Annotated in this window: 16 protein-coding genes and 1 pseudogene; 4 read left to right on the top strand and 13 right to left on the bottom strand. The window is 39.6% G+C overall.

All coding sequences use genetic code 11. The features are described from left to right. Nucleotides 1-17: 17 nt before the first annotated feature. Genes BLS35_RS18305 through BLS35_RS18290 form a run of 4 tightly spaced genes read right to left on the bottom strand, consistent with a single transcriptional unit; the run spans nucleotide 18 to nucleotide 6,992 of the window. Nucleotides 18-1,280, bottom strand: a complete 1,263-nt coding sequence (locus BLS35_RS18305) for a DUF4876 domain-containing protein (RefSeq protein ID WP_090783784.1) — start codon at nucleotides 1,278-1,280, stop codon at nucleotides 18-20. Nucleotides 1,281-1,286: 6 nt separating this feature from the next. Further along, entirely contained in the window at nucleotides 1,287-4,118 is a 2,832-nt protein-coding gene (locus BLS35_RS18300; RefSeq protein WP_090783782.1) for a TonB-dependent receptor, read from the bottom strand. Nucleotides 4,119-4,130: 12 nt separating this feature from the next. Continuing rightward, nucleotides 4,131-4,766, bottom strand: a complete 636-nt coding sequence (locus BLS35_RS18295; RefSeq protein WP_090783780.1) for a hypothetical protein — start codon at nucleotides 4,764-4,766, stop codon at nucleotides 4,131-4,133. 27 nt (nucleotides 4,767-4,793) lie between these two features. Beyond that, on the bottom strand, nucleotides 4,794-6,992 hold the full coding sequence (locus BLS35_RS18290) for a HEAT repeat domain-containing protein (RefSeq protein WP_090783778.1): 2,199 nt from the start codon (nucleotides 6,990-6,992) through the stop codon (nucleotides 4,794-4,796). Between the two features lie 225 nt (nucleotides 6,993-7,217). Here BLS35_RS18290 and BLS35_RS28200 point away from each other — a divergent pair. Continuing rightward, nucleotides 7,218-7,373 (top strand): annotated as a pseudogene (locus tag BLS35_RS28200) (IS5/IS1182 family transposase); the annotation flags it as partial. A gap of 156 nt (nucleotides 7,374-7,529) precedes the next feature. Here the strand turns inward: BLS35_RS28200 and rplT are convergent. The 5 genes from rplT to BLS35_RS18260 all read right to left on the bottom strand — a co-directional run bounded on the left by rplT (nucleotide 7,530) and on the right by BLS35_RS18260 (nucleotide 11,381). Then, nucleotides 7,530-7,874, bottom strand: a complete 345-nt coding sequence (rplT, locus tag BLS35_RS18280) for a 50S ribosomal protein L20 (RefSeq protein WP_090783774.1) — start codon at nucleotides 7,872-7,874, stop codon at nucleotides 7,530-7,532. A 73-nt stretch (nucleotides 7,875-7,947) separates the two neighbouring features. Next, nucleotides 7,948-8,148, bottom strand: a complete 201-nt coding sequence (gene rpmI, locus BLS35_RS18275) for a 50S ribosomal protein L35 (protein WP_090783772.1) — start codon at nucleotides 8,146-8,148, stop codon at nucleotides 7,948-7,950. 26 nt (nucleotides 8,149-8,174) lie between these two features. Beyond that, complete coding sequence (gene infC, locus BLS35_RS18270; RefSeq protein ID WP_090783770.1) at nucleotides 8,175-8,744, bottom strand: translation initiation factor IF-3; 570 nt, start codon at nucleotides 8,742-8,744, stop codon at nucleotides 8,175-8,177. 13 nt (nucleotides 8,745-8,757) lie between these two features. Beyond that, entirely contained in the window at nucleotides 8,758-10,683 is a 1,926-nt protein-coding gene (thrS, locus tag BLS35_RS18265) for a threonine--tRNA ligase (protein ID WP_090783768.1), read from the bottom strand. A gap of 440 nt (nucleotides 10,684-11,123) precedes the next feature. Next, complete coding sequence (locus tag BLS35_RS18260; protein ID WP_090783764.1) at nucleotides 11,124-11,381, bottom strand: helix-turn-helix domain-containing protein; 258 nt, start codon at nucleotides 11,379-11,381, stop codon at nucleotides 11,124-11,126. Nucleotides 11,382-11,745: 364 nt separating this feature from the next. Between BLS35_RS18260 and BLS35_RS18255 the strand changes: the two genes are divergently transcribed. The 3 genes from BLS35_RS18255 (at nucleotide 11,746) to BLS35_RS28195 (ending at nucleotide 14,450) form a co-directional block, all read left to right on the top strand. Next, nucleotides 11,746-12,639 (top strand): HEPN domain-containing protein, encoded by an 894-nt coding sequence (locus tag BLS35_RS18255; RefSeq protein WP_090783761.1) that lies wholly within the window; start codon nucleotides 11,746-11,748, stop codon nucleotides 12,637-12,639. 41 nt (nucleotides 12,640-12,680) lie between these two features. Continuing rightward, on the top strand, nucleotides 12,681-12,968 hold the full coding sequence (locus BLS35_RS18250) for a hypothetical protein (protein ID WP_090783759.1): 288 nt from the start codon (nucleotides 12,681-12,683) through the stop codon (nucleotides 12,966-12,968). Between the two features lie 276 nt (nucleotides 12,969-13,244). Then, on the top strand, nucleotides 13,245-14,450 hold the full coding sequence (locus BLS35_RS28195; protein ID WP_254778960.1) for a DUF1398 domain-containing protein: 1,206 nt from the start codon (nucleotides 13,245-13,247) through the stop codon (nucleotides 14,448-14,450). Between the two features lie 32 nt (nucleotides 14,451-14,482). Here the strand turns inward: BLS35_RS28195 and BLS35_RS18240 are convergent, their stop codons facing one another. From BLS35_RS18240 to BLS35_RS18225, 4 genes are all read right to left on the bottom strand, one after another. Next, nucleotides 14,483-20,374 (bottom strand): DUF3320 domain-containing protein, encoded by a 5,892-nt coding sequence (locus BLS35_RS18240; protein ID WP_207909150.1) that lies wholly within the window; start codon nucleotides 20,372-20,374, stop codon nucleotides 14,483-14,485. Between the two features lie 396 nt (nucleotides 20,375-20,770). Next, nucleotides 20,771-21,508 carry a (Fe-S)-binding protein gene (locus BLS35_RS18235; protein WP_090783755.1) on the bottom strand — a complete coding sequence of 246 codons (738 nt, stop codon included), beginning with the start codon at nucleotides 21,506-21,508 and terminating at the stop codon, nucleotides 20,771-20,773. Nucleotides 21,509-21,517: 9 nt separating this feature from the next. After that, complete coding sequence (locus BLS35_RS18230) at nucleotides 21,518-22,831, bottom strand: MFS transporter (protein WP_090783753.1); 1,314 nt, start codon at nucleotides 22,829-22,831, stop codon at nucleotides 21,518-21,520. Between the two features lie 45 nt (nucleotides 22,832-22,876). Continuing rightward, on the bottom strand, nucleotides 22,877-23,587 hold the full coding sequence (locus tag BLS35_RS18225) for a head GIN domain-containing protein (RefSeq protein WP_254778958.1): 711 nt from the start codon (nucleotides 23,585-23,587) through the stop codon (nucleotides 22,877-22,879). Nucleotides 23,588-23,591 lie beyond the last annotated feature (4 nt).

Below are 23,591 nucleotides of genomic sequence, written 5' to 3'. Positions count from 1 at the left end.
TGTTAAACTCTCAGCTACTACTTCTTTAAGCTATGGTTCCATGAGGGCATTTTAGCACCATGACGCCTGAACTGCGGAACTACGCCTCTTTCAAAATCATCTGTACTGTTGTTGGTATCCATCAGAATGGCAGTACCATCCTCGTTCGTTGCAGCGATTTTTCTGGCCACCCCCAAAGAATTATAGGTGGCACCTACATAGGTCATACCTAGATCCAATACTGACGGTACGCGTTTTGAAGTGATCATATTCTGGTTCTGCCCTGCCTCTACAGCATCCAAAACATATCGGATAGGGATTTTAGCGTAAAGTGTAGTTGAAGTTGTTGCTAGGTTCCTGGTTTTCAAACTGGCATTATTTACCGGGTCATAGCTTTCATTTTCAGGCACTTTGAAAATTGCATAAGCACCTCCCAGAACCGAAGTTAAGTATTGCGGTAGCGTTCCTAAAGCGGCACTTCCATTGTAGAAAACATGTTGCATATCCACGGCCGGCTGGTCCGGAAAATTCGCATTGTTCATGTTGAACTCGAACTCAGAAGTTGTACAGTCGACAGGTGAATTGACGTTGTACTGTGGCAGTTTATGGTTTGCCGCAAATTGCGACATGACAAAAGATTCCCCCGGTGCCAATGGATATTGAGTGCCGTTTCCGGGAATTTTCCAGATGCGCTCGGCATAGCTGAAGTTATTACCATCTTCTGTAGGCCATAATGGCAATACCGCTGTGGGTGCTGCCGGTGTAAGGTTGGCAAAATACAAACCATCCAGGTAAATTACCTTGTCCGAATTGTTGTAAACTTCATAAAACTGGTTTCTAAAGTAATTGCCTGTATTGGGTACCGGACTGGGTCCTGTCCCGGCAAAAAATATTTCACTGATGATCAGCGGGCTCACCTTCACACCTGCTACCGGAACTTCTATGGCTTCCCCGTTCTTAAAAATAGCATAGTTGGCTTTACTACCAGCCAAATAATACACTTCACCGGTGCTGTCCTCCACCCGGCCTGAAATACTGATGTTGTATATGCCTGGTATCAATCCTTCGATATCAGTCGTATTTCCGGTTAATTTACGCTCAAACTTTAAGCCTTCAGCAAAATTCTGGAATACAATTTTTAGTCCTTCAGTACTTGTAATGGTACCCACTGTTGAAGGAGCTGTTACTTTTACTATATAATTTCCAACTTTTTCAGCGTCACTGGCATTGTTAAATTTCTCGCAGGAGCTGAAAAATACTGGAATAAGTAAGAGCGCAACAAATAGTTGATATGATTTCATATAAGCTTATTTTAAGGTGAGTGAAAGTGCCAGGCCAAAAAACAATTTGTTATTCCTTTGCAGGTAAGTACCCGGATTCCGCTTTGATTCTGTAATCTGGTAATCCCTGAACATGTTATTTGCAAAGAATGAAACACGCATATAGTCAGCGATTTCCTTTGTCAGGTTAACGTTAAACATCAGTGCAGGTCGGTAGGATTCTTTAATATAAACCCGCTCATTGATATTCCGGATCAAAGGTTTGAACTCAGTATCATCCTTTTTGCTTTTGTCAAAATCATACACCAATCCATCGTTCTTCGAAATATACTTTACCGGAATGCTGTCATTTCCAAATTTTGTGAAGTCGCTCTCATTCCAGACCACCTGGGTAGTTAAGGTGACTACAAAACCAACTTCAGGAATGTTATGCGTGCTCCTTAAAGCAGTTACAAATCGCTGATCATTTCTTTTGGCCATCCCCTGCTCATATAACCCAATGTTTGTCCTTCCTGCTCCGCCAACACTACTGAAGTCACTGAAATAAAAATAATCCTTATTATAAGTCTCTGTCCGCAACCATGCGCCATTAATGGAGAAGGCACTCCTGATGGTTTCAAACCGGCCGAGATCAAGTTCAAACTCTATTCCTTTGGTCTTGGCAACCTGGTTATTGCCAGGCATATTGATCTCGGCGAGCACGTTGTTACTTTGACTCAGTTTATAGATCGGTTGAGCGGCATTTACCCTCGTATACTCATTATACACCAAAGGTATATAGCCATTAACCGAATTGCCCAGGCTATATCCATTAGTTAGCTTTTCACTATAGGCTGTAACCTTCAGTGTCGTTTGTTTGATGTTCAATTCAAAACCCAGTTCAGCTTTTTCATTTTTTGCAATCTCGAGATCTTTATTTTTTGTACTAAATACCCTGGTAGTGGTCATATAAACCTGTTGATCAGCAGGGATTGAACTTGCGGTCTCATTAATATTGATATACTCGAAATAGGCATCTTCAGGATGAAGATATAATGTAGCAGGTGCTTTAGCCAGTTTACCGTATGCGCCATTGATGCTGAAAACATTCGGAATAATGTCCAAAGAGGCATTGATACGCGGAGAAAGTGTATTTCTGTTCCCGGAAAAGTTATCGTAACGCAGCCCTGCAGTGATCTGAAGATTGCGGCTGCCAAACCTGTTGCTAAAATGCTCTTCGGCGAACAATCCCAGCTGGTTAACAGCCGGGATATTGTTGTATACCCTTGGTCTGAATGATGCATTGGGTATCGCGTTATTACGCGCCGGCGGGTTTGTGTTGGAAAATGATTTCCCGTCACCGTAATTTTTATCAGATTTGAAATCTGCGCCAAGGAGCCATCTGTTGTTTGTCCTACCAATCTTATTGAAAAAGGTAGCTACTGTTTGCAAATAAGTATTGAACTCTTTTCCGTCGATACCAAAACGGCCTACATAACTGTTTGGCAAAGCCACGGCATAGAGGTTCTGATCAGCCGGACCGATATTCGTTAGCTTATTGTTTTGCTCATCAAAAATGTCTGTATTCGGCCTGTTGGAAAGAACAGCACCGTCAGTATAGGTCATGGAGTAAGGTGCGGTGGCTGAACTATATCTATTTTGAAAATAGGTGTTTTTAGTGGTGTATCCTACCCTCGCCACATAATTTAGATTGCGCAACCAGCTCTTGTCGAAACCAAGGTCACCACGGGTATTAAAAACAAAACCCAGGTCACGTCCACTTGAGCTGATTTGATTGGCCGCATCATCTGAATTGGGTTTACGGGTGTCTTTTCCATAAATCAGATCCAATGAGATCGTCGACTTCAATCTGTTGAAAAATTTATTGGAATACAACACGTTGGCGGTAAATCTTTCATAGGTCACATTTCCTGCAGTGGGGTTCGCCGTATTGTGCGCATAATCCAAACCTAAGTTCAGTGCGCCATTGTTACCGCCTAGTTCGGTACCTTTGGTTAAGCCAAACTGATAAACATTTGGATTCGTTTTTGCGTTTACTCTTAAAGGCTGCGCACCGGCCTTGGTATTTACAATTACCGCCCCCGCTGTTAAATCACCATATTGAACACCAGGAACACCACGGATCACTTCAACAGATTCCACATTGTCCATGGATATGGTACGGACATCGAAGCCTGAGCCAGGAGAAGCGCCACCACCTAAGGCGCCAGCCTGCCCGTTAACAGTAGGCGACAACGTTTGTAGGTTCGAGTTATTGGAAACCGGTGCACCATTGATCAGAATTGAAGTTCCAAATGCATTTGAATTTGTTGCAGCTGTCCCGATACTTCTTAAGGTCAGTATTTTCGCATTTTCTAAATCCGGATTTACACTTACTACACCTGGTAAAAGTGACATGACATCGGCAAGGCTGTTTGCCTGGAGGTGATCCAGTGCAGTTCTGCTGATCTTTGACGAAGTTCCATTGCCATCATTGCCGCTTTTTGCTGTAACACTTACTTCTTTTAACCTGAAATCGGCTACAGCAAGGTACAGGTCCAAATTAAGATCAGCATTGACATTGATGACTGTATCGAGCGGAACCATGCCCAGATATTTCACACTTAAAGTAGTACGACCAGCAGGCACAGCTTTAATCAGAAACTTTCCTGATACATCAGCACTCACATTTATACCGTAATCATTAAAGGAAACGGTAGCATAAGGAATGGTTGTCTTTACCTTACTACTCCTATCAAACACAGTTCCACTTATTTTAAACAACCTCTTGTTTGACTGCGTAAAAGCAGCATTGAACTGAGAAAAGAGCAAAAATAGGCAAACGATTACACAACGTGTAAAGGATAAATATTTTACCATAACTGATCCTGCTTAGTTTGCTTTTTTAGTTGGCGCAGTATGTTCATGGCCCATATTTTCAGGGTTCATCATAATGTGTGCTTTATAGGTACCCGCATTCATTAACCATGGCATACCCGGTACAGATGGAAGTGTTGGCAAGCCAGTACTTTCGCCTGTAGCGTAAGGCACATAAACCACATAACGGCGCAAGCCGTTTTTAATCTCACCTGTTGCAGGTACCAGGTCTTCATCTTTACCCCAGTATCCGAAAAGAACAGTAGGATCTTTAGGAAAATCAAGTTTTCCTGATTTAACCTCGGCCTCCCTGGTATCATTTTTTTCCTGGGTACCTTTGCCTTCAGCAGTTAATTCACGACCGCGGGCCATAAAAGGATCCAGTCTTTTAGGATAAGCATATACATAAATGCCGGCTTGCTTAGGGTTTGGTGCCAGGCAGATCATATCGTTAGTACCCTGACGTAAAGTAGTAAACTTACCTTCAGGCGTGTATCCGTAAACAGTTGCACCTGCGCGATCCTTGATCGGAGCTGCTAAAAGTGCCACCCTGATCTGTACTTCAGCAGGTAATATAGACCTTTTCGTTTTTTGCGCAAATGTTATGCCGGCCAGCATAAGTAAAGCTACAGTAAGTTTTATTGTTTTCATCGCTATGTTGTTAGGGGTATTTAAATGCTATAAAAAAATGTTAATGTTCTTTTGTGCCTGCTTCTTTAAATCACTGTTGTAAGCATCACTTTGTGTGATCTCTTTACACAATGTAAGAATCTCGTCTTTGCGGTACGATCTCGGGAACCAGCTCAACACTTCGAGTGTGTAAAGACGTACGTAATCGCTGTTCGTTTTGTCTTTTACGATAGAAACCAGTGCGGGGATAGTTTGATGATACCGGTAAGCACGCATGGTACTGATGTCGCCCAGTCTGACTTTATCAGATTTGGTTTTGTCCAATGCGGTATCGATCATCTGACCGACCTTTTGTTCGCTGTATTTAATTGATTTGACCAGGGCCGCACGTGAGTCTTCAAAATGAACCAGGTTCTCCGGAACAATCTGTTTGTCTATTTCCTGTAAACAGGCATTGGCATTCATAAAAGGCAGCATACCTCTGATTTTTGAAGCGACCCTTTCTGAATGAAAATCATTGACGATCATAGATACCATAGCCGGAACAAATTCGTCGCTGCCATTTTCACTGATCTCGTAGACAGCCCTGCGTCTGATGAACTCATAAGGATCATTTACTGCTGCTTTCAATACCTCATGGTAATCTTCATTGTTTAATTTTTCCAGCAATATAAAAGCCTGCGTCCTTGTTGTTTCGTAGTATGAGTTAAAATAAGTTTTCTTTAAAACTGCGGACAGTTCAGCTGTTTTCAGCTGATCAGCCAGGTAAATCAGGGCAAGCGCCTGAAGATCCGCGTCAGGTTTATTCAGTATATTCTTCCAGTAAGCTGCATTGTTATTTCCGGTAATGGCCTGGTTCACATCAAAATCCCCCTCACTTTTGAAGCTGAATGTCGGATCGCCCATGATGTGCGTCTCCAGGTAAGCCACATGTTTAAACCAGTTTCCTACACGGCTGCCATGTTGCAATACCCCCAGCAATTGATCTGGCCATAAGTCTTGTAAAACCCCGATACTATTCGCGATCGCCACAATGTTTGAACCTTCTGAAAATGGATAATAACCGGCAAGGTATTCGTCTAAATGAAATGAACCGGTCAAACAGTTGTCGAGCATAACAAACCGTGCGTTAGGTTTTGTATTTACAATATCCTTGATATGGATGTCAAGGTTTTCGTTAAAAATTGAATCCGCGATAGTGGTCTTCTCATCCAGCGCATTGTCCATCCAGGCCATCGAAACGCCTAAAGATTTCACGAACCCGTCTTTCACCTTTTGGACATCCCTGCCATCTTCTTTCGCTGAACGTACTTTAGCACGCAAGTAACGTGTTATGTTTTCTATAGAGCCTTGTGGATTAGAAACTGCCGGATATCCATTAACCAATTGAAGATCTGGCGAACCATGACCATGCATAATGGCGATATCAAGGTCTTTATTTTTTAATGCAGACAGCAGATTAAATTTTAAGAAAGGATCATTTGTAAAATTAAAAAACTTTACCTGGTTACCCGGACGAAACAATCCCGGAAATTGATTTTTAAAAGCGAGTTGCTCACCAGCCCAGGCATTTAATGATTCGGAATTGTATCCATGCGCTGTAGAAATGAACACATCGTTTATCTTGTTCTGTTTGTTTTTCTCCGCTACAGCCTTTGTTAAATAAGCTTTTATGAGTTGATATTTATCTTTTCCCGCAAATACAGGTGGTTTGATACGTGCAGAGTAAATGCTCATTTTAATCTGCTGGGGGCCTGTCGGACTGATCGAATAATAGAAATAGTCTTTCTTAGCCGTATCCTGTTTTATAAAATCAAATCCCAAATGAAAATCATCATAAAAACGGTCTGAAGGTACTGATGAACGTTGCCAGTTGATTTTCTGGTTCATTTTAAACGTCGAAGTCAGGTACTGCGCGTCTCTTACCATCGGAACCGGGATATCACCGATCAGAACAGTTCCTTCTAATTTTTGCGGCTGGTTATAAAGCCCTTTCAGGATTGTGCGGATCTCGTCCGGGTTCTTCCATTTATTGGAAATGATGTAAGTTCCCAGGCCACTTTTTTCAACCGCTATTCTGTAGTTGTCGATTTCGGTTTTAGCTTTCTGGTAAGTCACATCATCCACTACAATCGCAAAGGCAGTGTTTGATTTTAACTTTGGTTTCTGGATTTGCTGCGCGGCGGCAGAACTTGACATAGCTATTCCTATAGCAAAAGCTGCGCATGGTAAAAAACTTAATTTCATTCTTTCGTATTTGTAGTTATCAGTTAAAATATAAGATTGAGAGAAATCTATATTGAGTTTATATTCAATCTTTTTTCAAGGATGATGATTGTACAGCAAAAGTATTAATTTAGACTGATTATAAACAAATAAATGAAAAAGATTTTTAAAAAAAATCATATCTGATGATAGTATGACATAATTTTTAATTATAGAAGAATACCTGTATTATTGTTAGCAACAAATCCATTGCGGGATAATTGTTATAGGCCGGGTGCAAAGACTACAAGCTATTCGATATCTATAAAGTCCGATCTACGCAAAGAACAGATGGCCTTTCAAGAAACCGAACATTATAAAGTAGAAGCAAAACACAGGTATAAGATAGAAGCAAAAAAGAATCATCAATTCGAAAGGATAAACGAACACCCCTGGACAAAAAAAAACGATCAAGTAAGAAACATGTTCTACTTGATCGTTTTTAAAAGTTAATCTATAAAAGGGGACTTTTTCAGAGTTTTCTAAATCGACTCCCCTTTTTTAATGTATCAGTTATATCTATTTAACTGCATCAATTACAGCTTTAAAAGCTTCTGGATGGTTCATAGCTAAATCTGCTAAAACTTTACGGTTTAAACCGATGTTTTTAGTCGCTAATTTACCAATTAATTGAGAGTAAGATATACCGTGCTGACGTGCTCCAGCGTTGATACGCTGAATCCACAATCCGCGGAATTCTCTTTTCTTAACTTTACGGTCACGGTATGCATATTGCAAACCTTTTTCTACCGTATTTTTAGCTACGGTGAATACCTTACTTCTTGATCCCCAATAACCTTTGGCTAAATTTAAGACCTTTTTCCTTCTTCTTCTCGAAGCTACTGCGTTTACCGAACGTGGCATGTTTTTGTTGTTTTTGATAAACGGCGTTGCGTATTACAGCAAACTTACTACCGGTTACCTGGTTAAAAATTAATTATTTACCGATTGCAAGCATACGTTTAACGTTGCCCATGTCAGCGTCTGACACCATTGAAGTGTGTCCTAAGTTACGCTTACGTTTAGTCGACATCTTTGTTAAGATGTGGCTTTTGTAGGCATTCTTCCTTGCGATTTTACCTGTTCCAGTAAGCGAAAAACGCTTTTTAGCACTGGAATTGGTTTTCATTTTTGGCATAACCTGTGTTTATTTATGTAATTTATTTATTTCTTAGCAACTTTGGGAGCAAGCGTTAAAAACATACGCTTACCTTCTAATTTAGGCAATAACTCTACCTTGCCTATATCCTCAAGGGCCTGAGCAAATTTCAATAACAAGATCTCTCCTTGTTCCTTGTAAACAATCGCTCTACCTTTAAAGTGAACATAAGCCCTAACTTTCTCACCATTCTCCAGGAAACTAACCGCATGCTTTAGTTTAAACTGAAAATCGTGATCGTTAGTGTTAGGTCCAAAACGGATCTCCTTAATTACAGTTTGTTTAGCGTTTGCTTTAATCTCTTTCTGCTTTTTCTTCTGCTCGTAAACAAACTTACTGTAATCAATAATCCTACAAACTGGAGGCACTGCATTTGGAGATATTTCTACCAAATCCAATTCCAATTCGTCGGCAAGGGCCAAAGCTTTTGCCAAAGGATAGATCCCCGGTTCAACATTATCTCCAGCCAATCGCACCTCTTGTGCTCTGATATGCTGATTAATATTATGTTCTGCTTCTTTTTTCTTAAAAGGAGGACGTGGTCCCCTGTTAAATCCTGGTCTGCCTAATGCCAAATTTGTATATTGTTTAAACTGTTATTTCTTTAATTAATAATTCACTAAATTCTTGTAGGGTCATTTCTCCTAAATCTCCCTCTCCATGCTTCCTTACTGATGCCTTTCCTTCTGCCATTTCCTTCTCACCAATAATCAACATATAAGGGATTTTCTTAACCTCTGCATCTCTGATTTTTCTTCCGATTTTCTCATCACGGAAGTCAATCAGCCCGCGAATATCGGAATTATTTAGTTCATCTGAAACTTTTTTTGCATATTCTTCATACTTTTCAGAGATAGGAAGGATAATAAACTGTTCAGGAGATAGCCATAATGGGAAATTTCCAGCGCAATGCTCAATCAAAACAGCAATAAAACGCTCTAATGAACCAAATGGGGCCCTATGGATCATAACTGGTCTGTGCTTTTGATTATCGCTTCCAGTATATTCCAATTCAAAACGCTCAGGTAAATTATAATCCACCTGGATTGTTCCCAACTGCCATTTTCTACCCAAAGCATCCTTCACCATAAAATCTAGTTTAGGGCCATAAAAAGCTGCTTCTCCATATTCTACTACTGTAGGTAAACCTTTTTCAGCAGCAGCCTCTATAATAGCCGACTCAGCCAAATGCCAGTTCTCATCACTACCGATGTATTTAGCTTTATTTTCAGGGTCTCTTAAGGAAACTTGTGCTATGTAGTTATCAAATCCTAAAGACTTAAATACATACAACACCAAATCAATTACCTTCTTAAACTCTTCTTTTACCTGGTCTGGTCTGCAAAATAAATGCGCATCATCCTGAGTAAAGCCACGAACACGAGTTAAACCGTGCAACTCACCACTTTGTTCATAACGATATACAGTTCCAAACTCAGCAAAACGCAAAGGAAGATCTTTATAAGAGCGAGGTTTAACCTTATAAATTTCGCAGTGATGCGGACAATTCATTGGTTTTAAAAAGAACTCCTCTCCTTCCTGTGGTGTTTTGATAGGTTGAAAAGCATCCTTACCATATTTTTCATAATGGCCAGATGTGATGTATAAATTCTTATGCCCGATATGTGGTGTAACCACCTGCTCATAACCAGCCTTACTTTGTGCCTTCGTTAAAAATTGAACTAAACGCTCACGCAAAGCAGCACCTTTTGGCAACCACAATGGCAAGCCCATGCCTACTTTTTCAGAAAAAGCAAACAGTTCTAATTCTTTACCCAATTTACGGTGATCTCTTTTCTTAGCCTCTTCAATCATGTGAAGATATTCAGTCAGCTCACTTGCCTTAGGGAAAGTTACACCATATATACGTGTCAACTGTTTTCTAGTCTCGTCACCGCGCCAATAAGCACCAGCAACGTTCATCAGTTTTACAGCTTTCACAAAACCAGTATTCGGAATGTGTGGTCCGCGACAAAGATCTGTAAACTCACCTTGTGTATAAAAAGTGATCTTACCATCTTCTAAACCTTCTAAAAGGTCTAATTTATACTCATCACCTTTTTCCTTAAAATAAGCGATGGCATCAGCCTTAGCAACAGCTTTACGTTCGAAAACTTCTTTCTGTTTAGCCAGCTCAATGATTTTAGTCTCAATAGCCTTAAAATCATCCGATGAGAACTCTCTGTCTCCAAAGTCAACGTCATAGTAAAAACCGGTTTCAATAGCCGGACCAATACCGAATTTCGTTCCTGGATACAAAGCTTCTAATGCCTCGGCCATAATATGCGCCGATGAATGCCAGAAAGTAGCTTTACCAGCTTGATCATTCCAGGTTAACAATTTTACTGAAGCATCAGCCTCAATAGGCCTCGATGAATCCCAAACCTCACCGTTTACTTCGGCAGCTAAAACATTACGGGCTAGACCCTCTGAAATAGATAAAGCAATTTGATGGGCAGTTGTGCCCTTTTCATACTGGCGGCTTGAGCCGTCAGGGAGTGTAATATTAATCATCTACAACTATGATTTAAAAATTAATAAAAAATTAAATGCGAATCACCTACAATGTGATTTTTAATACCGCGAAGATAAGAAAAAACTTATTTAAAGGATGAAAAATGCCTTTTTTATTAACACTTCTAAAATATCAAAAAATAAAAAGTGTCGATTCCTAAAAGAGCTATAGGGAACTTTTCAAAGAAATTCGTAAGCAGAGTGTCTTCATCGTTATACCGCCGTAGGTTATCTACATCGGTCTATCGGCAACATAATTTTCTGAAAGTTCGATCGAGTCCATATTTTTTATTATTGAACAAACCTACAAATTTTATTCCTTGAATAACAAAGCTAAAATGTATACTGGAAGTTAATAGCTAAAAAAGGCAAGGCTGGCAACGCTTCTGTAGTTGGGGGCTATAAAAGGCATGGAAAGGATATAGAATATTTCATATCCTCTATTTATTTAGATTATCATAGTCCTCATTAAAAAACTCACTTAAACTCACCCCGAAACAATTCAAAATACCGATCAATGTACCAATCGTTATGTTAGCGCTCCCAGCCTCATATTTACCATATTGAGAACGGTTCAAATTGTTTTCATAAGAAAACTTATCTGGGCTGGTATAGCCCGCAGACTTACGAAGACTTTTAAGTCTCAAACCTATTTTCTTTAGCTCTTTTTCATTTGTTAAAAGATCTTTATTTGTCATAAAATAAAGTAAGGCAAATACTCCATTTTTACACACTCCATAAAAAGAGTATTTTTATTTGGAGTATTGAAATCATCTAGTTATCTTAGGGCATTAAATAATTGATTATGTGAGAATAAATAATAAATAAAATATTAATAGTCTTGCGGTTGCATTTCTGAAGCCGTAACGCAAGACAGCAGAATACCCTGCCTATTTACGAATATGCTATATTTGCGTATTCCTAAAATAGGTGCGGGACTGCTGTACACTCGTGTTACGTAAGGCTTCAGAAACTCTATGCAGCCACGAGATGCAGTTCCGCACTTATTTCTGCATCTCCAAGACTCATTTTAAAAGTTAAATTAATTAAAATGAGATCAATATGGAACTACAAATCTTATCCCCAGCAGAAGACCACTCGATTTACTTTAGAGCGTTTATCGATCAGCTTGTCCAAAAGTTCAAGCCTCTTCAAATCTTTATTTTTTCTAAAAACAGTTACATCCAAGATGATCAGGGCTGCTTTAAAGAAAAATCCGATACCTTTCATTGCAATTATTGCTTGCTGCTCGTTACTGAGCGCAATACCCGAATTGACCATGAGGTCCAAGATTTCACAAATGGTAATTACAAGCAGGGTGCAATTACAATCCTCTGTCATGCTAAAGAAGCCATTGAGGAAGCTATTATAGCCAACAATCGTTTTTTCATTACGGTGTGCAGTACCGCCAAATTGATTTATAGTCATAATGGAATGACAACTTTCGATTTCTCCAATCGTTTTATTCCAACCGATGCTGCTATAAAAGCAAGAAAACATTTCGACCACAGAATGACATTAGCAGACGGCTTCTTAACCGGAGCCCATGAGTGCATTATTACTGAACAGCACAATGTATGCGCATTTATGCTGCATCAGGCTGTAGAACAAACCTGCATTGCACTGATCAGGGTGCATCTGGCCTATCGAGCAGAGATGCATAATTTACGCCGTCTTTTACACCTCTGCTGCTGCTTTTCAAATGCCCCCATTAAAATGTTCTTATCCGGTAGCCCTGATGACGAAAGACTGTTTGAAGTATTACTTAGAAGCTATTCGGGAGCGAGATACAAGGATACCTTTAACATTTCCGAAGATGACTCCTGGCTTTTATACGATAAGATTATAGCGTTTGTAGCACTTGCTAAAGTAATGTGCGAAGAGAAAATAGCGCAATTAACACAACAAGCCATACTATATAACGAATTTGCTAATCCAGCCACAGCCTCCAATTAGCAATCAATTTTATCATTCAATACTGATTTAAAAATAAGATTATGGAAAACATCATGAAAAAACTGGATTACCAGCCCACAAATTTATCAGACCATGAATTAGAAAACCCTTTAAGCACAATGGTCGCCTTTTTGGATAACAATGATCTCCATCATATTAGGGAAAAAGTTTGGCAACTCTATAAGGGATGGGTGAATAACTCGGTTGGATTTACCGAGGGAGATGAAAATGCCGATATGCTATATTTTTATACACAACTCGTGGATTTTATAAATGCAGCGTTTATATATACGGAAAAAAAGAAGCTGGAAATTCAGCCAACTGTATAACTGAATCATGAATTACAAATTTGTATGTATAGTCAATTCAAAATTAAATCAATAACCTGTATAGCTATAAACGAATAAGACACGGATAAGACAGAGATCGGTCTGCTTAGTATAAAACTCCAAGTATAGTCCAACTATACTACAACTACACTCCAACTTTTAAAGCAAATACTTAGAGTTTAGTTACTGTTTAATCTTTTTTAATTTGAAATTTTATACTACACTATCCAAACCTTTTCTTAACTTAGGTGTTTAGCTATAAAGAACATATAGATCATGGCAAAATTTGACGGAAAATTCCTGACAGGTGTAATAGGACCTGCTGTTTATAAAAAGTATCGCAATATGCAATTGGTTACGGCCAAATCCAGGTTGACAAAAAAGCAGCAAACTAAAAACACACACAAAGCAGCAACTCAATTTGGGATCGCCAGTACCCTGGCAGAACAATTCCGGCGAGATGCATACGAAGTCATCACAGATTTTTATGATGGAACAATGGTTTATCGCTTTAGAACAGACGTACAAAAGGCCTTGAAACAAGCACTCGATGCTCAATCTCAGACCTATCGTTTTACAACCAACAGTTTTGATCGGCTCAATGGCTTTGAATTTAATGCGGATTCACCGGTAATGGATAATTTCTTTGTGCAACCTGAGCAGACCATCAATGGAAATATCCTGACCATCAGGTTGCCGGAAATGCATGTTTCAAAGGACATGAAATTTCCGGTAAAAGCAAGTTCTTGCTTGTTAAATATTGCTGTGGGGATGTTTGACCTTACTTATGGAAACAGAACGATGTGTCCGGTTCAATCCATTGAAATTCCAAGGGGCTCAGCAGACAACGTTATTCCTGCACAGGAACTTAGTTTTGAAATAGAACCAGGCTGTTTATGTATTTCTATGTTTTCATTTCAGTTTATACAAAAAACATTTGCTGGTAACCTGCTCATCAATAGTAAAAGCTTCAATCCTGTTGCTGTATTCAGAGCCGTAATAGCGGATGGGACAGTAGATCCGGAACAGACCAAGGAATGGGAATCTATGTTAGTTGTGAGGGAGTCTGAATTTTTTAATAGCCCTAAAATGGCACTTAAAGCGATTGAGCAGGAGCATGAAAAAGTAAAAAGCGGAGCAGATTTCCCCCGGTACATTCAAGCGATCAAAAAGTTAGGTGTAGAAGAATTTGTGACCTATGTATCTGATAGCCACACCCAGTATTTTCGGAATAATGGCCCTCAGATAAGCTCCAAGGCAAAGTATGAACCTTTAGTCGTCGCTGCTGTAAGTCATAAGAAAAAGTTTGCGAAGTATTTGAAAATGCATCAGGCGGGGCAAACGGATTACTTCAGCTTTTGCAAGCATTGTGCAGAAACAGGGATCGATAGATGGATAGTGAATTTATCATTGATGACCTGTACTTATTATGATCAAAAAGATCAGCTCATCCTGACAGAATCGATCCCGAATACTGAATGAAATTGATTTTTGAAGGTCTCATGTTATATGATTTAAGTACTTTCTTTCAAAATAATCCGATTATCCAGTTCATAAGCAAATCCTTTTTCGATCGCTTTTTTTACGCCTAAATGCATCACCATCTCTACATTAGCACCAACTCTGGAATACCCAAACAACTTAGCTCCTTCCCTTATCAATTCTGTCTCAGGAAGGCTGATTTGATTTTTTAAGATATCGTGTATTCCATTCGCAACCTCAAGAACTGGAAGATCTTCCGCATCCCGCTTCTGAAGATCAGTTCCAGCAGTTCTATAAGCAGAATATTCTTCTGGATTATGCTCCTTTTTCCAGAAAATTTCTTTGACCAAATCTGATGAAGAAACCAGTCCAAGCTCATCAAATAATGTCTGGAGATGATAAGTTAATCTGGTACCCATTCTTCCAATACCCCAAGAGCTTATAATCCGTTTCCCAAGCAAGTTCTTACTTATAGGAGATTCGACCGCAAGCACCATTAAAATCTGTGTCTTAATCTTTCCCCTGCTTCCATCTGCTAAGAATTCATCCGGAAAAGTACTATTTACATTATCCAGCTCAGCAACCTGATAAACTGAAACAGCCGAAGAAACCTGAATTGGCGCTACCATTACACGTTCAACATCTGCACGCTGAAGGGGTTCCTCAAAAATAGGTGTAATAAATTCTTTTGTTACCGATGCAGAGACAGCAGCCTCAACAACCTTGTTTTTTTTCTTTTCATCAGCCAGTCTAATCGCCTCTAATATCCCACTAATCACCTTTTCTGGCTTCTCCCACCATTCGGCCGACCAAATTTTATGAATATTCCAGCCCAGCGAACCCAAAACTTCCACCTGAGTAATTTCTCTATCCTTAGAGTTATTGGCCTGATGGTAATTCCTTCCATCGGTTAAAATGGCAAGAATATATTCCTCTGGATGATCAGGATCCACAACGGCAAGGTCAATCTTGTATTCAGAACATCCAACCTCGGCATGTACTGTAAATCCGTGTTTAGCGATTTCATCGGCAATCACACCTTCAAAAGAAAATGCTTGCTCATGGTTAATTCTATTTCTGATTGGCAAGGCTATTTTGCCTTTTTCAGCATAAGCTAGAAATGCCTTTAGACCAGCAACACCTTCAGAAGAAGTACGATTAAGATCGATCCGGTCAGAAGAAAGTGTCGAAAACACTTTCATCTCGTACCTTGCCCTAGATACAGCCACATTAAGCCTGCGCCATCCGCCCTCCCTATTGATTGGGCCAAAATTTAAGCTCACATTATTGTTTTCATCCGGGCCGTAACCAATTGAAAAGAGAATCACATCTCGTTCATCTCCCTGAACATTTTCCAGGTTCTTGATAAAAATTGGCTCCTCACATTCGAGTGCAATCCTTTCCAGATCAGGCCTTAATTTGTACACATCCGTTAAAAGATCCTCAATTAAAGACTGCTGAACGGAACTAAACGTGACAATACCGATACTTTTACGGCTCAATGTCTCATCAGAAAGGCGGGCAACCACTTCACCTACAATTGCCTTTGCTTCGGCGGCATTCTGTCTTGTTTTTCCCTTGTCGTAGAAACCCTTAACCGGCACAAACTGTACCTTGCTGATAATATCATCTGTAGATGGAAATGTAAGCAGCTTGTTTTCATAGTACTTTGCATTACTGAAAGCAATCAAACTTTCATGTTTACTGCGATAATGCCACAATAAATGTTGTGATGGCATTGACAAGGCCAGGCAGTCATCTAAAATACTTTCCAGATCTTCTTTTTCAATATTATCTTCATCCACGTTGTTAGTAGAAAAGAAATTTGTTGGTGGCATCTGTTTCGGATCCCCCACCACAATTACATTTGTGGCACGGGCAATTGCACCAACGGCTTCACATGTTGGCATCTGTGAGGCTTCATCGAAGATCACCAGGTCAAATTTCACACTGTCGGCATCAAAATACTGAGCCACCGAAATCGGACTCATTAGCATACAAGGACTAATTCTAGGAAGTAAGTTCGGAATAGAATCAAAGATTTTTCGGATCGATTGAGCTCTTCCATTATTCCGGATTGCACGTTGTAACAAACCAATCTCAGAGCTCTGGGCCGCTTCTTGTGTAAAAGAAGGGATCTTAGCCGCAAGTCTGGCGTAAAGCTCTTTCTTAGTTAACTCCTCAAAATTTTTGCTCAATACACGGAATCGTTTGATCTTTTCTTCGAAAAGTCCGCCATTAAATGTAGCTAGCGCAGGATTTTGTTCAATAATATATTCTGCTGCCGAACGATAAAATCCACTATAAAACTGCAATGGAATATCGCTGGTTGAGATCGAACCGTTTTCATAAGGAGACACCAACGGTTGTAGCCCTTCAGCTATGGCTTGCTGGCGAACCAAACACCAACTATACCAATCTTTCAGATCCTCGATATTTTCCAGCCAGCTATTTGCCTTTAGTGTGATGTATTTATTCCATACAGACACTGATTCTTTTAATGTTATTAAATTCACGCCAAGCTTTTCTTCAATAAGAACTTCCGTGCTTCTAAGCTGTCTGATTTGAATCACATAGCCTTTTAGGACCTTTTTATAAGTCGAGAAAAACATCTGGCTACCCTCAGTAAAGGCATTAGCCAATTGATCCCGCCAAAGTTTAAGATCTACTGATCCGACGAGTTTAGCCGCCAACCTATTCGCCTGAATCAATCCCTTACAGATCTCCTCCAAACCTTTCCAGTCGGGGTTACCATCCAACCATAGAAAACCTAAAAGTTTCCCCAAATAATCAGCAGCATCAATAACTTCCTGCTCCTGCTGGTATTCATTCACGCTGATTAACAAGCCTGGCACCCCTGCCTTTTCTACCTTGCCAGTTAGAGAAATCGATTTCAAATGCTTCAACATTTTGTTCTGCGCTAGCCATCTCGGCAGAAACCATTTATCGGCTGCAATATTCCAATCTATCAGCAGCTTGGACGCTGGAATTGTCAATATATCTTTAGAAAAATCACGCAGCAATTCCACTCGTATAGCATCTCTTTTCAAGCCATGTTCAACCAAGCATACCACCTGAGCCAACATTTGCTCAAAAGAGCCTGTTTCTAAAAGTGAAGCTGAAAAATCACTGAGCTCCAAAAGGATGGTCAAAAGATCGACGAATGCGTCCTCTTGCTCTGCCGTTTTCACTTGTCCGGAAAGCCACATCACTTGAGCAGCATCTTCTTGTTTAACAAACACTTCCTTAAGTTCTTCCAGATATTTACCCAACAGCTCCTTAAGCTCTTGTTTCATCCCAGGAGAATAAGACAATAGCTCAATCAGTTCTAGCGCATGACCTTTAGGATGTCTGATGAGATTCCCTACACCGTGAATTTCCTCCACCACATCCTTCCATTTACCAAAGCGTTTCGGCGTAATACCTTCAATATCTGCAGTTGAGAAAAACACCCGTTGCTCCTTTTTTTCCAATTGAGAATAAGCGCTAAATAGTTCATATAAAGAGAAACCGAAAGGATACTTTCTATGTAGGGATTCCACATAAATATTGATTTCATTTCTTAGTTCAAAAAGACGGTCAGCTTCTAAAGAGAAATTCTCTGGCGCATTTGAGCGCGCAATTTCTGTAGATGCTTTTAACTGTTCTAAAACTGCACTTTTTTTTGTTTTATTAGAATGCAGTTCTAGACAGAAAGCACCTATTCCTATAGATTCCAATCTTTTTTCAACCACCTCTAACGCGGCTTTTTTAGCAGCTACAAAGAGTACTTTTTTACCGGCATAAAGTGCATTGGCAATAATATTGGTAATCGTTTGAGACTTACCGGTTCCAGGAGGACCATGTAACACAAAGCTCTTGCCCTGTGCCGAAGATATAATCGCCTGAAGTTGGGACGAATCTGTACTAATCGGAAGCGCCACAGTCGATGGATGCAACAAGCCATCTGAAATTTCTGTCAGCGTCGCATTCTCCTCCGGTTGCCATTCCAATTTACCAGAAACCAAACTTGCTACTACTTTATTTCTGCAAAGCTGACTTGCATTGTTGTGAATATCATTCCATAGGATAAACTTGTTGAAAGAAAAAGTTCCCAGTAATGCTTGTTCCTCTACATCCCACCTCGACTTAGACATAATCGCTTGTCTGATGATATTGAAAATAGCCTTTACATCTACCCCACTTTCATCTTTTGGCAAAGTATCCAGTCCACCGATAGTTATGCCAAAATCCTGCCTAATCATCTCTAGCAGGGTAATATTCATAATTGTATCTTCCTCTCTGCTCCTTATGACATAGCCTTTTTGTGCAGATTTTCTGATGATCTCAACAGGTAGCAAAAGAATAGGTGCATACCTTGCCCTTTCACTCGCATCAGTCTCATACCATTTCAACATTCCTAGCCCTATAAACAGCGTATTCGCTCCGTTTTCCTCCATTGCAGTTCTGGAAGAGCGATATAGATGGGTCATGCTAGCACCAAGGTCCAGATCAGACAGATAAGTCCTTAGTCTTTTATGCGAAAGCTCATGTCCCACAAGATCAGCAATGGGATCGGAATGGTGAACCGATTGATAAACACCTGAATCCCTCGCAGAATTGTTCCAATCTGAGGGTTTTCCCAGAATTTGAAATTCTTCCCCGTTGGCTAGAGCGTCTTCCAATTTACCCGTATCTACCGTAATAAATTGAATGACGCTTTTGGTCATCCTCACGTTTAATAGGCTATTCCGTAAAGTGAGGTCCAGCAGCTTCCGCTCCCACATCCTCTGTTTCGAAACGTCAATCCGATCTACGGCAACCAATTTCTGCCCAATAGCTACTACTTCGGGACTAAGGTTAACACGTTCCCGTGGAACAGTCTCTTCAATTTCCCAACCGGATGAAGTTGCAATCCGTAAAGGCAAAGGCCTTACACCACCAAATCTTGCACGTTTTACATCTATAAAGAAAAGAAATTCATCTGTATTTAGCATCTTTTGATCCGCTGATGATACCGCCTGATCAAAAGAGGTTGTTCCACCAGCATTCATACAAGTGGCCTCCAGCAAAGCAATTTCAGTGATTCCCTCTACTGCCCTTTTGGTGAGTAAAGAAGGATCATCGTTTATGGCATCAGCAAAAGACTCATCAATCAGCCATCCACCGGTAAAAGCATGCCCTTTAATCACTACGATAAAGGGATGAATACCAACTGACTCTAAACAAGCCGCAAAAAGCAGACTTAAGTCCAGACAATTCGCCAATTTATTTAAAAATATAGTATCTAATAATCTAACCCGTTGCCCCTGCTGCTCAAAACTCGCCGGTACAGAACAATATACGATTTGCAGCTCAGAAATGGCTTCGTAGATCGCCGCCATTTGGTTTCTAACCCGATTAGGATTTTTACTCTGGTACTCATCAAAGGAAGGACTACCCGTCCACTGCTCCAACAACTGGGAGGCACGCCTGATGATTTTTGGAATGTCTGGATGATTGGGCATAATAAAGGCAGCCAACATTTCAGGCAACATACCTACTCCAGGCCATTGATCAAAAGCCAAAAGCTCAATAGGATAAGATTCTTCAAATATCTTATTTCCCTTATCATAAAGCCTCAGGATGAGCTTACCTATCATCTTTTCGGTTAGGTCAACAAGGAATTTTGGAGAAATATCAAGTTGTCTGGAAGTGATTTGAAAAATCTCCCCTACCTGAAGTTCACCGATATGATCAGACCAAACTGCGGTAAATTCTGGTTCAGAACTGATCTCCACTTTAAGTTCTTCCCAAGGCTTATCAGAAGTATTGGTAATTGTCAGTCCCCTGATACTCGCAACATGATTCTGCTGAAGTGCAAAATTTATTGAGGGAGTGTATAAAAAATCTACAGTTTTAATTAAAGCGGGAACATCCATATCGTATTCAAAAAATAAAATCACAAGTTAAAAAAAAATCACTGATTTATCTCTCCAACTAATTGCTATCCGAATCCCCCTCAGGACATCTACAATTATAACTTCATACGATCAGAGGAATTTGGCTATGCCTGGTTCTCTTCAGCATAATCACTTGGTGTACGCCCAAACTGCTTTGTAAACTCTTTACTAAAATATTCACATTTACATTGAACTCATCAATCCTGTTGCTGTATTCAGAGCCGTAATCGCGGATGGGACAGTAGATCAGGAACAGACCAAAGAATGGGATGATATGTCAGTTGTGAGGGATTCTAAACATTTTAATCACCATAAAATGGAACTTAAAGCGATTGAGCAGGAACATGAAAAACTGAAAAGTGGGGCAGAGTAGATCCCAAATTCCGAATGAAATTGATTTTAATATTCTGTACTTTCCAACCAGCCGCTTGTCAAAACATCAGCTAAATGCATGGTTTTTAAAGGAATATTATTTTTATCGATGTAGCCTTGTAAATGCAGCAGACATGATAAATCTGTTGAAATGATATATTCTGCCCCTTGTTCCAGTGCATTATTCACTTTTTGCTGGGCCATGGCAGAAGAAATCGCGTCGAATTTAACTGAAAAAGTACCGCCAAAACCACAACACATATCTGTATCTTTCATTTCAACCAGCTCCAATCCATGTACTTTAGCTAGCAGTTGTCTAGGCTCCTCTTTAATCTTGCATTCACGTAATCCGCTACAAGAGTCGTGATAAACAGCTTTACCGTCCAATTCCGCACCAAAGTAATCCCGCTTCAATACATTCACCAAAAAATCAGACAATTCAAATATATTACCCTGAATATTTCTGCATTTATTATGCAAATTGGTATTGGTAAATAAATCATTAAAACCATTTTTCACCATTCCTACGCAAGAGGCCGATGGGGCAACGATATAATCCGTTTCCGAAAAATCATTCAAAAACTTGATACCTGTTTCTTTAGCCTGTTCCCAATACCCGGCATTATAAGCAGGCTGTCCACAACAAGTTTGAGCAGAATTATAAAACACCTCACAACCAGACTTTTCTAATAACCTAATCGTATTAAAAGCAGTCTCTGGATATAATTGATCAACAAAACAAGGCACAAATAATTCTATCTTCATGTTTTTTCTTTAAGAATGACGATCGGCAATTGCCAATTTCTTTTCTACTCCTCTAACTAGCACCAAAAATACCAAACCTATTATAAAAAACGATGCCAAAACGAGAATAGAGTTACGCATGCTTCCTGTAGCTTCCTCAATAAAAGCAAAACTGAATAAGCCAATTACAATAGCCAACTTCTCTGTAACGTCGTAAAAGCTAAAAAATGATGCAGTATCAGGAGTGTTCTCAGGCAAATATTTTGAATAAGTAGATCTGGATAAAGATTGAATCCCTCCCATAATCAGGCCAACAATTGCCGCCAAACCATAAAACTGATATTCATTACTTATAAAATAAGCACATAAACAAGTAGCAATCCATATGATTACAACAAAAATCAGCACCTTAATATTTCCTATTTTTTTAGCGAAATTCGACATCAGCACCGCTCCTGCTATAGCCACCAATTGAATAATTAAGATCACAGCAATCAGCTTTGCCGTCCCCAGGTGTAATGTTTTTTCTCCAAAACCCGCAGCAGCAAGCATAATGGTCTGTACCCCCATCGAATAAAAAAAGAAAGCCAACAAAAATGTCTTCAGAAACTTCATATGCTTTAGTTGTTTCCAAACTTTAGCCAATTCCTCAAAACCATTATGAATTACCTTTTTGTTAATCGATTGATGATTAGGACTACTAGCCGGCAATCTTCTAAAAGAGATCTGAGCAAAGCCAATCCACCATAAGCCAACCAGTAAAAACGACAACCGCGGTGGGAAAGAAAGATCTACAATACCAAAAAGCTCAGGTTTCAATACAAAAACAAAGCAAACGAGCTGTAGCAATACGCTTCCAATATAACCATAAGCATATCCCTTAGCACTTACCCTATCCTGTTGATCTGGTGTGGCTATTTCCGGCAGATAAGAATTATTAAACATCACACCGCCTACATAGCCCATTGCTGCTATGGCAAAACAGATGATTCCAAATTCCAGGCTCTCCAGTTTAAAGAAATATAAACCCATGCAGGCAAAACCACCCATATAGGTAAATAACTTCATGAAAAGTTTCTTATTCCCTCTAAAATCGGCCATAGAAGACAATACAGGCAATAGAATAACCATAATTAAATACGCTACAGAAAGCGCATAATTAGATAAAGCCGTATTGGTAAATGTCCTACCAAAGAAAGTAACCTGATCACCATGCTCCTTGGTGGTGGTTATAATGGTATAATAAGCAGGAAATATAGTTGAAGTGATAACGAGATTGTATGCAGAATTGGCCCAATCGAAAAATGCCCAGGATCGGATAACCTTTTTGTCGTTTTTTTCCATGTATCAAATAAGGCCACTAAAGTAGCTAAAAAACCACAATCGGTACTAATTTACTTTCTCCAGTTTGGTAGCTCCTGATTTTTTCTCATCTACCTTTTTAGGGTTACCCTTATAATAGATCTCACTCGAGCCTGAAGTTTTAACCTTCAACTCATTCAATACATTAATATTAGCTTTTCCGGTACCCTCAGTTTCGATATTGTATACCCCCACTACAAAATCAAAAGCTTCGACCTTTGCCGTTCCTTTAATTTTTAAATCGTGTACACCTGCTTGTCCGATCAGTGCTATTTTACTTACGCCATCAACTTTCGTAGTTACTTTAGAAGCGCTCAAATCCAAACTCACATCAGATGCTCCGGAAAAATTCATGTCTAAATCAGTGGCATAAATACGCCCGTCGCCGACAACTTTAACTGCCCCAGCCAAATCCAAATTCTTCAATTCTCCAATCCCTGCATGAACCACAATAGAATCAGTACCACAGTATCTATCATAATCCAGCTTTATTTTTAATTCAGATCCAGATACATCTGCTTTAACATAAGTAATGATGTTAGAGTCCGCTTCAACCTGAATCCTATAACTACTGTCCTGCGTCATGACTAACTTAATCGCACCATCCACTTTTATTTTATCAAAGTTCTTTACAGACACTGCTCTGTTCACATGGTTACCAGAGTCTTCGATACATTTATTTTCGCATCCTGCCAATAAAACAGGAATAAATAAGGCAATCAGGGATATGTTTTTCATAAGA

Source organism: Pedobacter sp. ok626, from assembly GCF_900100435.1.
In the GTDB taxonomy this organism is placed as follows: Bacteria; Bacteroidota; Bacteroidia; order Sphingobacteriales; family Sphingobacteriaceae; genus Pedobacter.
Note: the sequence above shows the minus strand (reverse complement) of the source record. Positions and strands in the feature narration are given on the sequence as shown.